At 62.5% G+C, this 10,567-nt stretch carries 12 protein-coding genes; 6 read left to right on the forward strand and 6 right to left on the reverse strand.

Features of this window, described 5'->3' with window-relative positions; genetic code table 11:
- The first annotated feature begins 88 nt into the window (after window positions 1-88).
- The 4 genes from DBV35_RS31430 to DBV35_RS00585 all read left to right on the forward strand — a co-directional run bounded on the left by DBV35_RS31430 (window position 89) and on the right by DBV35_RS00585 (window position 1,876).
- Window positions 89-436, forward strand: a complete 348-nt coding sequence (locus DBV35_RS31430; RefSeq protein WP_108658321.1) for a BRO family protein — start codon at window positions 89-91, stop codon at window positions 434-436.
- 175 nt (window positions 437-611) lie between these two features.
- A complete protein-coding gene (locus tag DBV35_RS00580; RefSeq protein WP_157961516.1) occupies window positions 612-869 on the forward strand; it encodes a hypothetical protein in 258 nt (85 codons plus the stop codon).
- A complete protein-coding gene (locus DBV35_RS30070; protein ID WP_157961517.1) occupies window positions 866-1,207 on the forward strand; it encodes a hypothetical protein in 342 nt (113 codons plus the stop codon). Before DBV35_RS00580 ends, DBV35_RS30070 begins: the two co-directional genes overlap by 4 nt.
- A 3-nt stretch (window positions 1,208-1,210) precedes the next feature.
- Entirely contained in the window at window positions 1,211-1,876 is a 666-nt protein-coding gene (locus tag DBV35_RS00585) for a hypothetical protein (RefSeq protein WP_108658323.1), read from the forward strand.
- A 1,511-nt stretch (window positions 1,877-3,387) separates the two neighbouring features.
- Here DBV35_RS00585 and DBV35_RS00595 read toward each other — a convergent pair.
- From DBV35_RS00595 to DBV35_RS00615, 6 genes are all read right to left on the reverse strand, one after another.
- Entirely contained in the window at window positions 3,388-3,885 is a 498-nt protein-coding gene (locus tag DBV35_RS00595; protein ID WP_108658324.1) for a hypothetical protein, read from the reverse strand.
- 150 nt (window positions 3,886-4,035) lie between these two features.
- Window positions 4,036-4,962, reverse strand: coding sequence for a calcium-binding protein (locus DBV35_RS00600; protein WP_157961518.1), 927 nt, complete (start codon window positions 4,960-4,962; stop codon window positions 4,036-4,038).
- Between the two features lie 90 nt (window positions 4,963-5,052).
- Window positions 5,053-5,973, reverse strand: coding sequence for a polyphosphate kinase 2 (ppk2, locus tag DBV35_RS00605; protein ID WP_108658326.1), 921 nt, complete (start codon window positions 5,971-5,973; stop codon window positions 5,053-5,055).
- A 96-nt stretch (window positions 5,974-6,069) separates the two neighbouring features.
- The gene (locus DBV35_RS00610) at window positions 6,070-7,188 is read right to left on the reverse strand and encodes a DSD1 family PLP-dependent enzyme (RefSeq protein ID WP_108658327.1); all 1,119 of its coding nucleotides are present in this window, start codon (window positions 7,186-7,188) and stop codon (window positions 6,070-6,072) included.
- Between the two features lie 159 nt (window positions 7,189-7,347).
- Window positions 7,348-8,046 carry a hypothetical protein gene (locus tag DBV35_RS30075; protein ID WP_157961519.1) on the reverse strand — a complete coding sequence of 233 codons (699 nt, stop codon included), beginning with the start codon at window positions 8,044-8,046 and terminating at the stop codon, window positions 7,348-7,350.
- A 38-nt stretch (window positions 8,047-8,084) separates the two neighbouring features.
- A complete protein-coding gene (locus tag DBV35_RS00615; protein ID WP_205648400.1) occupies window positions 8,085-8,756 on the reverse strand; it encodes a GntR family transcriptional regulator in 672 nt (223 codons plus the stop codon).
- Between the two features lie 247 nt (window positions 8,757-9,003).
- Here DBV35_RS00615 and DBV35_RS00620 point away from each other — a divergent pair, with 247 nt between their 5' ends.
- Window positions 9,004-9,870 (forward strand): isocitrate lyase/PEP mutase family protein, encoded by an 867-nt coding sequence (locus tag DBV35_RS00620; protein ID WP_108658329.1) that lies wholly within the window; start codon window positions 9,004-9,006, stop codon window positions 9,868-9,870.
- On the forward strand, window positions 9,860-10,552 hold the full coding sequence (locus tag DBV35_RS00625) for an isochorismatase family protein (RefSeq protein WP_108658330.1): 693 nt from the start codon (window positions 9,860-9,862) through the stop codon (window positions 10,550-10,552). The genes DBV35_RS00620 and DBV35_RS00625 overlap by 11 nt, the downstream gene beginning before the upstream one ends.
- Window positions 10,553-10,567 lie beyond the last annotated feature (15 nt).

Genomic DNA, 10,567 nt, shown 5'->3' on the forward strand with positions numbered 1-10,567 from the left:
ACTTCAATCCGCGGGTCGGCTCCCGCCCTTGTCCAGCATCCGCCATCCCATTACATAAAACGACAATAGTCGTTTAATCGGATTTCTAATGACAACCAGTTTCAAATCCACTCCAAGCTTTCGAGTCTTCAACTTTGAAGGTATCGAGGTTCGTCAGGTTGAAGACGAGTCGCGACTCTACATCTATCTGACGGACGTATGCCGAGGGTTGGGGCAGTTTATCAAGCGGCGAGGTGACACAAACTCGCGATACGCTACGACCTTCATTTCACATACGAACTGGATCTCCCGCACAGCAGAACAGCTCCGGTTCAAAGGCCGCCCCACCTTTCTCGTGAACCGGGACGGGGTGCGCCAACTGGCGGACCATGTAGACACCCCCCGCGCCCACGCCTTTCGCGAGTGGGCCGAACGGGTAGTGTTCAACACAGTCTAAGCACCCCCGCTCACGTCCGCCGCTAAGAAGCGTGTGGGGATTCGTAGGGGTCGCCCCCGCCGCGATGCTCCGCCTGAGGAGATGCGCTGGCCTGCAGGATGCTCGCTTCCGAGGATGCTCCGCCTACCTCGCAACCTACTGCCCGATCGGCCGCTCAAGGGCCGACGAGATCATCATGATCGCGGACGGGCGGAAGAGCCTGGAGGAGGCGAGAGAGGAGGATGCTGAAAGGCACCGCCGTGCATATGCCGCCAGAAATTCGCCGGGAGATCATGGCGAATTTCCAGAGGACCCCGAGGACACCTCGGAGCCGATCAAGCCCAAGGCCGTCACCGGCAAGTCCAAGAAGGACGCGCGCAAGGCCACCAACGATGCGCGCGCGGAAGCGGAGAAGGAGCGAGCCCGCGCAAGGACGCCCCGCCCGAACAGATGACATGGCCCGCCTTCCTCGGCCGCTACTGCCCCATCGGCCGCTCAAGGGCCGACGAGATCATCATGATCGCGGATGGGCGCAAGAGCCTGGAGGAGGTGCGGGAGGATCAACGTCAGCGCTGGCACCGCCACCAGCAGCAGAAAAATTCGCCGGGAGCTAACGGCGAGTTTCCCGAGGACCCCGAGGACACCATCGAGCCTTCAGAGCCCAAGGCGATCACCGGCACGTCAAAGAAGGACGCGCGCAAGGCTACCGCAGACGCCCTTCTGCCCCGCAATGCCCATCCAAGAGGGCACCACAGACCAATCACATCACCACTGAGAACAAGGAAAACCTGAGACATGGCCAAAGCCACACCCGTAGTCTGCCCGCTCAACATCGAGAGCGGCGAGTGGACCCCCAAGATCAACCTCACCTGCATGGGTTCCCGTTGGTACGCTTCCATCGCCTGCCCGGAAGAGCTGAAGCATACTCCCGGCATCCAGGGGCTCGTTTCGATCGCCCTCAACAGCCTCAGTCACCCTGAAGTCGCCATTGAGGCCCGTTCGCGGATGGAGCCTCACATCGCTGGTTATCGTCGCGCTCTTCAGGAGCTGTCTGACGGCAAGGCGTTGACCGCCTTCACCGGCCCTGACCATCTCGGGCGAACCCTCAAGAATTCTAATGAAGCCTGGGAGCTGGTCCGCCTATTTGAGGATCGCCGCCTGCGTGAACAGCGGAGCCAGGAATCTGCTGACGTGGATCGGACGTCCGACGACACGATCATCTCCTGGGTTTCCAAGAGCACGGGATGTGATCCGTTGGTGCTCCAGGGGATGCTTGACGACTATCGACTGGCGTTGATGGTCCGCAATGATCCTGCGCTACGTGAGCGGTTCGGCGATTGCGCCCTCGGTCACCTCAATGCCGTCAAGAGCTGGTGCGAACAGTATCGCGCTGAGGTCGCTCGGATGGAGGAGATCAAGGAGATCAAGGCGCGGCGCTCGATCGTAGGCGTAAACACGTAGTGGCACCGAAATGAGCCAAGAATTTCCAGGGCTTGGCAGTGGAGGGGGCTACAGACACTTGGGATACTTGAACCTATGTAGTCCCTCGCTTAACTTTCTTCGAAATATTGTGCCTTGTTTTTCACACGTGGCGCGGTTCGGAGGAGCTGATGCGCTACCATTTAGCCTTGGTTCTGCGGGCTCTCATGTTCGCCACTATATTGGTGGCATTCGGGCCAGCGTCAGTTTGGTTGGCAGATGGTGCCTATGCGGGAAGTGTTCGCGTACGTGGATACTATCGCCGTGATGGTACCTATGTAAGGCCTCACTACCGGTCATCTCCCGACAGCAGCCGCTACAACAACTGGTCTTATCCGGGGAACACGAACCCCTACACCGGAAAGACAGCGCCGGGTGGAGGATGGGGCGTTCTCCCACGACTCCCGAGCACTCAATCGACATCTGCAGCGCCATCAGTAATCCCCGCCCCGACAGTAAAGACGGAGGATGGGGATCGGGAGAAGGTCGTAATAGGCCGTATGCAACAGTACTTGGCGAATATTGGCTATTCCCCTGGCCCTATTGACGGGATTGTGGGGGATCGTACACGTGCGGCGTTCTTCGCCTATGGGCGTTCCAAGGGACTGTCGGAAGTCGAAGCGATTATCGACAGTCTGTTCGCCGAATTTGAAGGGGATCGCCAGAGTCGCAGTGTTGCGGCGGCTGGGCCAAGCCAATCGGTTCGACCCTTACCCTCTCAAGCATCTCGACTGACGAGCCGACAAAGGGACTGGGTTCTCCGATCGTGTCCGACGACCATGCCTTCACTGACCATCTCGTGCATGAACCGAGAGACGCAAGCGCTACTCCAGGGCGAACCGGATCTGTCGGGCCTTCAGCCTCTTGACCAAGTGTGGATCATCGACAGCTGTCCGGACTCATTAAGCCCGTCCCTCGCTCTTTCCTGTCGGAGACGTGAATTGAGCGCGTTGAACGGAGGGTGGCCTGACCTCACAGAACTCAGTTCAGCGGATCGAGCTTGGGTCGTTCAATCTTGTCCGACCTCGCTTGGCCCCTCTCTGACGTTCTCATGCCGCACCCGCGAGAGGAATGCTCTTCTGTCGAACGGCTATCCGATCCGTTGAAGGCAACTTAAAAAATCCATGGGACACAAATGGGGTCCTCTATGGGACACGCGATCCCTCCACGAATTCCTATCCTATTGAAATTACAATACAAAATAGCGATTCATGGGAAATTTGACCGGGTCCAACCCCCTCCACCATCCCCGACCAAATTCCCGGACCGAGTGATTTGAAAGGCTTACGCCTGGTGCGTGGGGCTTATCATGGTGTTTCTGGCGCGCATAGAAGGGGCGTCGGCTCAATGCGGGTCCCTCAAGCGCCTTCAGGGCTCGCCTAGGCGTCCTGAAATTGCAAAGCGGCTCCGGGGTAGCGCGTGGCGCATGGCTGCTCCTCGGCCTCCGTGGCGGCTTCGCGGCCCCGTCCGCGCCGAGACCAGCCGGCCGGGGGTCAATCCTCGGGACGGAAGCCCGTCGGGGTTCGTGCGCGGCACGCGTCGAAAGTGCGCTGGTCGCAGACCTTGAGCGTGTCGGCGAGCCGGGCGGCGAGCGCCGCGTCGGCCGCATTCGGTGTCCGTCGGAACGCGACCTGGACCATCATGAGGTTCACCTCGCCCTCGACGAGAACGCCCTCGATCGCCTCGGGCAGCCCCGACTGCGGGTGGCGCGGGCAGAAGACGCTGAACCTCAGGGCAGGCCGGGCGTCGACCGTTCCGCGCGTCGCACGCTCGGTGACCGCCGGGCAGCCCTCGCGCAGCACCTTGCGCCAATCGGCATAGTAGCCGTCGGCGTCCCGCGCGCGGGCGGTGTCGTAGAACATCAGGAGCGTGATCAGCTGGGTCCACGTCTCGACCGTCTCCGGTGGCAGGACCAGCTCGATGATCTCCACGTCGCCCTTGCGCGCGTGATAGCCGACCTTGAACGCGTCCGGCGCGTCGAGCCCCAGCATTTCGGATTGCGCGTGCGCCCCACCCACGGGTGAGATGAGAGCGGTTGCCAAAAGGAGGGCCTTTTTCAACATTGCAACTCCCACACAGAAGCATCGGAAAATTGCCGGCCGACCGGTGCGTGGCGCAATAGGAGAACGTGGCTCGGTGCGCTAACTCACGAACATGTCGTCGGACAATGGCTTCAAATACTCGGCGAGGATGGCGATCACCTCACCGTCGAGCAGGATCGACGTGTGGAGGCCGGCCTGAACGAAGCTCAGATCCTCGAAGGCGACACCCTCGATCGCGATCCGGTCACCATATTCCGGTTGGAAGTTCACGATCGCATCCCGACCGTCTCCGATCCTGAACTCTTCGGCGCCATTCCAGCCGATCAAGACATCGTTGCCCCCGTCTCCCGACAGGGTGTCGTCGCCATTGTTGGCGTAGAGCTTGTCGTTGCCGTCTCCGCCGGAAAGATGGTCGTCGTAGCGGGTGCCTTTGATCCAATCGTCGCCCTCGTCACCGAAGACCTTCGTGCCCTCGCGCCCCCTCGTACCACTGTAGAAATCGTCTCCACGGCCGAGATGCGTTTCCGTGATCGCGCCTCTGGCGAAGACCCGATCGTCACCCCCCAGCGTATAGAGACTTCCCTCGATGGTGCGCTGGTTGGCGACGAGATCGGCATTGTTGCCCATCAGGACGAAGCCGGTGATCGTGCCTTCATTGCGCAGGAACCCGGTGCTCCGGTCAGCGAAGTCGATGACAGCTCCGGCATTCGGGTCGGTCGAAGAGATGGTGCCGCGATTGACGAAGCGGTGCTCACCTGCGCCCTTGAAGTAGAAGCCGTTGATGCTGGGATAGTCTTCGCCGACGAAGTTGACGGTGCCCTCGATCACTATATTCGCGTTTAACAGCTCCAGTATGATCGATGGCGTATAATCTCCCGCCCAATCAAAATCGATCTCGCCCGTGGTTGGATAGTATTCGTAGTATGCGCCGGGTCCAGTCACTTCGAGGGTGGTGCCGGCGCGAACGAGAAGGTCGTCGCGAATTGTCACAGGGCCGGGGCCGAAATGGCCGGAAAGCGTCGTCAATGTTTCCTCCTGGGCGCTTATTCAAGCCACGCTAGCACCGATCTTGGCATGGCACGATGTCCGCAGCAGGCGGCCGCTCAGCCATCCCCCTCAATATTTCTGCGGCACGTACAGCTCCCGCGGCAGCACCGCGCGCTCGTATTCCGGGTTGAACACACGGTCCGGGAGCGCGATGCGGTCGTGGGGGACGGGGGCGTAGGGGATCTGGGCGAGGAGGTGGTCGATGCAGTTGAGGCGGGCGCGGCGCTTGTCGTTGCCCTCCACGATGTACCACGGCGCCTCGGGGATGCTCGTGCGCTCGAACATCTCCTCCTTCGCCTTCGTGTACTGCTCCCAGCGCACGCGCGACTGGAGGTCCATCGGGGACAGCTTCCACTGCTTCATCGGGTCGTGGATGCGCATCAGGAAGCGCATCTGCTGCTCCTCGTCGGTGATCGAGAACCAGTATTTCACGAGCCGGATCCCGGAGCGGACCAGCATCCGCTCGAAGGCGGGGACGTCGTTGAAAAAATCCTCGACCTCGCCGGGCGTCGCGAATCCCATCACGCGCTCGACGCCGGCGCGGTTGTACCAGGAGCGGTCGAACAGCACGATCTCGCCGCCGGCCGGCAGGTGCGGCACGTAGCGCTGGAAATACCACTGCGTCTTCTCGCGGTCGGACGGGGCGGGCAGCGCCACCACGCGCACGATGCGCGGGTTGAGGCGCTGGGAGAGGCGCTTGATCACGCCGCCCTTGCCGGCCGAATCGCGCCCCTCGAAGAGGACGACGACCTTCTCCTTCGTGTGCGAGACCCAGTCCTGCAGCTTGATCAGCTCGGACTGGAGGCGGATCAGCTCGCGGAAATAGGTCGCGCGGTCGAGAGTGCCCGGATGGGCCTTCTTGTAGATGCGCGCGATCTCGAGCGAGAGGGCGGCCTCCTCGAACTCGAGCTCGAAATCCTCGTCGATCGTGTCCTCGAGTTCGGCCCGCAGCCAGTCGGCCGCGCCGAACTCGTCATTGTCGTTGCTCATCGCGCCCGCCTGCCGTGCTGTGCGTCTGATCCAACCGGCGTCCTTAGCGGGGTTGGATGACGGGCGCGTGTCAGCGGCGCGCGGGCCGACCGGGCCTCAGAAGAAGGCGCCGCGCGCGTCGACCGGCCACAAATCGACCACCACCCCGTCGCGCACGCACACGTACCATTCGTGGAGGTTGATGGTCGGGTCGCAGTGGCCGGGGATGAGGCGGATCTTCTCGCCGAGCGCGAGCGTGCGGCCTTCGGGGAGCACCAGCCCGCCGTGCTCGTCGGAGGCGCGCGCAACGCGGATCGTCTCGTCGTCGGCGACCACCGGCATCCCGCTGTCGACGCTGAAGGCCTTGAGGCCCGCATCGACCACCGCGACGCCCGGCTCCGGGACGCTCATCACCGTGGTGAGGATGAAGAGGGATTGCTCGAAGGTCGGGACGGGGCGGCCGGCCTCGTCCTCGATCTCGCGATAGCTGCGATCCATGAAGAGGTAGGAGCCGGCCTGGATCTCGTTGTAGACGCCGCTCCCCGCCTCGAACAGGAAGGTGCCGGTGCCGGCGCCGCTGATGATGTCGACCGTGATGCCCTTCGCGGCGATCGCCTCGGCCGTCGCCCTGGAGAGGTCGGCGGCCGCCTGGATCTCACGCTCGCGCTCGGCATAGTCGATGATGTGCTGGGCGCGCCCATGATAGGCGTGGATGCCGCGCAGGCGCAGCCCGGGATGGCGCGCGATCGCCTCGGCGAGGGCGACGGACTGGGGAATGCTGCGCGTGCCGCACCGCCCCGCGCCGACATCGATCTCCACGAGGACGTCGATCGTCGCGCCGTGGGTGGCCATCGCCTCGGCGAGCGCGGCGACATTGTCCGGATTGTCGACGGCGACGGCGAGGCGGCAGCGCCCCGCGAGGCGGGCGAGCCGGTCGAGCTTGCGCCGGCCGACGACCTGATTGCTGACATAGACGTCGCTGACGCCGCCCGCGACGAGCGCCTCCGCTTCGCCGACCTTCTGGCAGCAGACGCCGACCGCGCCGGCCTCCATCTGCATCTTTCCGATGGTGGAGGATTTGTGCGTCTTGGCGTGGGGGCGGACGAGCACGCCGCTCCCCTCGGTGAGGTCCATCAGGCGGCGCAGGTTGCGCTGGAAGGCGTCGATGTCGACGATCATGGCCGGGGTGTCGACATCCGCGACGGCCATTCCGATCTCGGCGGGGCAGGCGTTCATGGGGGCGTTCGTTCTCGGGCTGGGGCGGCGGGGCGCGTTTTGCGCAGGCCCTTCCCATACGAGGCGATCCGGTTCGGTGCAATTTTTGGGCTGGCGGGGAGTGGGGCCGCGGGACGGATCACGCGTCGGTCCGGCGGATTCGGTGAATGGATTTAAATATTATTGAAGTATCTTTGGTTTGAAATCCTTTGCGAGCCGACGAAATTTTTGAACATCACGATCCTTAACCCCAAACTTTTTTCTGACCCAACCTGTTATGTCAGATATTTCACGGTCCATATCGCGGGTTCCGTAGCTCAATGAATAACAAGTAAGCCAATACAACGCCGTTTCGAAAGGTCTTTCGTTCAAATTCAAATGTGAATTTAGGTTCATTCGTCGAACAAATTCAAGAATATCCCCTGCGTCGTTCAATTTTGATAAATGGGGTAGGGCAACCTCCTCAATACTTTGTTTTAGATAAAATATATTATCGTCAATTTGCTTTGGATGAGCATATATATGGAAAAAGCAGTTATTATCAATAGATCTGAGTCTTATAGATCCAGAGATAAATCCTCTATAATTCTGAGTGTTAATGAGATTGATTAATCTATCATCCACCGATATGTGTGATAGGTCAATTTTTACGTCCGCAAATGGAGATACTATTATTGAGCCATCTTCAGAAACGTTTAATAAATATACGATCGATTTCCAAAATATTCCATCAGGTTTTAATATTGAGATACCGATTGGAAGTTTTCTGGGCTCTGAGTACTGGCAGACCTCGACGTGGTCAAAGCCATGTGGGGTCGTGATCTTCAAAATTTCTTCGAGCAGGCTGTTCCAAAATTGAAGCTTGTTATACTTGGCCACATTCCCCTCCACGACTGACGTCGACCATCCGCCGCCGCTCAAACCGCTTCCGCGTGCGCCCTCAGAGCCGCGATCGCGCTGTCGCGGGCGGCGCGGACGTGGCGGCGCATCGCGGCTTCGGCGCCGTCGGCGTCGCGGCCCTTCAGCGCCTCCAGGATCGCGAAATGCTCCTTCAGGGCGTCGCCGGTGCGGCCCGGCTGCTCGGATGAGCGCAGGCGATGGATGCGGAGCTGATAGTAGACCTCGCTGAGGAGGAGGCGCTCGATGTTGCCGCACTGGGAGGCGCGCGCGATCGCGAAATGGAAGTCCTCGTCGGACGTCTTCTGGCGATAGACGCGCTTGCCGGTGTGCTCCAGCGTGTCGGCGTGGAAGGCGAGGAGCTCCTCGAGCTTCTTCAGCGCTCGCTCGCTGGCGTTGGTGGCGGCGAGGCGGGCGGCCATCCCCTCCATCGCCTCGCGCAGATGGAAGAGTTCCAGGAGCTCCTCCGGACCGAACTGGATGACGCGCACCCCAATGCGCGGGACGCGGGTGACGAGACGGCCTTCCAGGCGCTGCAGCGCCTCACGCACCGGGCCGCGGCTGATCCCCAGCCGGCGGGCGAGATCGGCCTCGGAGAGCTTCTCCCCCGGCTCGAACTCGCCCGACGTGATCGCCTCGACCACCCTGTCGAACGCCTCGGACGCGAGCGAGGTCCCTCTGATCCGTGTCACCATCCAGCAAGATCCCAACCAATTCGCGCAATCACTATGGTCTGCCGCAACCCTCGCGACAAGTTTGCACGGTGTGCGCGTAAGTCCCCATGCGTTTCAAGGTCTTAGAAACATGTCAGACAAGCAGTTTGGCATGTCTTGCCATTCGGTCAACTGTTGACAGTTTGCGATCTCTCCCCGATAGTCGGGAGCGCATCATCGTCTCCGTGCCGCGCGGAGCCTCCGACACTCGCGAACAGAACGAGCCATGCGAAACGCCACCAAATTGAAATCGTTGGTCCAGGAGCGGCGCGCCGCCACGGTGCCCGGCGCTCCGAACGCCCTCTTCGCCCGCGTGATCGAGGATCTCGGCTTCGAGGCGGTGTACGTGACCGGGGCCGGCATCGCCAACATGCACCTCGGCGCGCCCGACGTGGGGCTGACGACGGTGAGCGAGGTGGCGCAGACTGTCTCCGCCATCGCGGACGCGGTGGACCTTCCCCTCATCGTCGATGCCGACACGGGCTTCGGCAACGCCGTCAACATGGTGCGCACGGTGCGCCTCCTCGAGCGGGCCGGCGCGTCGGCCATCCAGATCGAGGACCAGGTCTTCCCGAAGAAATGCGGCCATTTTAACGGCAAGGCGGTGATCCCGGCGGCCGAGATGGTGCAGAAGGTGAAGGCTGCCGTGGATGCGCGCCACGACGCGGACGTCCAGATCATCGCGCGCACCGACGCGCGGGCGATCGAGGGGCTCGACGCCGCGATCGACCGCGCCCGCGCCTATATCGAGGCGGGCGCCGACATGACCTTCGTCGAGGCGCCGCGCGATTTCGCCGAGCTCGCCCGGATCGGGGCGGAGCTCCCCGTGCCGCAGGTCGCGAACATCGTGTTCGGCGGCAAGACGCCCGATCCGGGGCGCGAGGCGTTGGCCGGGAACGGGTTCGCGATCGTCCTCTACGCGAACGCCGCGCTCCAGGCCGCGCTGAAGGCCTCGCGCGAGGTCCTGTCCGCGCTCAAGGTGGACGGCCGGCTCGACGCGGTCGCCGATCGGCTCGCCTCCTTCGAGGAGCGGCAGGCGGCGGTCGCGAAGGATGCCTGGGATGCCATGGAGGCCAAGTATAATGGCGGCTGACGACAAACGCCCCTGGGACGGGATCATCGGCGCGGACGAGGTCCGCCGCTACGGCGCGGCCGGCTTCGGCAAGCCGACCGGCATGGGCAAGCGCCCCGGCCTTCTCATCATCGACGTCCAGTACCGCACCGTCGGCACCGTCCCGCGCCCGTTCGACGAGGCGATCCAGGAATTCCCCACCGCCTGTGGCGATGTCGGCTGGGACGCGGTGGCGCAGATCGAGAAGATCCTCGCCGTCTTCCGCGCCAAGGGCTGGCCGGTCCTCTACCCCTATGTGGCGCCGAAGGAGGCGTTCGATCTCGGCCGCCTCGCCGACAAGGTGCCCGCGCTGATGGGTGTTGCGGCGAAGGGCTACGAGTTCGTGCCGGCGATCGCGCCGCAGGGGCAGGACATCCTCCTGCCGAAGAAGCACCCGAGCGCGTTCTTCGGCACGCCTCTCGTCAGCTATCTCGTGGACGCCGGCATCGATTCCCTCGTCGTCACCGGCTGCACCACCAGCGGCTGCGTGCGCGGCTCCGTGGTCGACGCCTTCGCCTACAATTTCCGCGTCACCGTGCCGGAGGACGCCGTCTACGACCGTTCGCCGACCTCGCACGCGGTCAACCTCTTCGACATGGCGGCCAAATATGCCGACGTGATGCCGACGGATCGCGTGATCGAGCGCCTTCAGGCGATCGGCTGAGGCGCGGGAGCGAAC

This window comes from Acuticoccus kandeliae, from assembly GCF_003073115.1.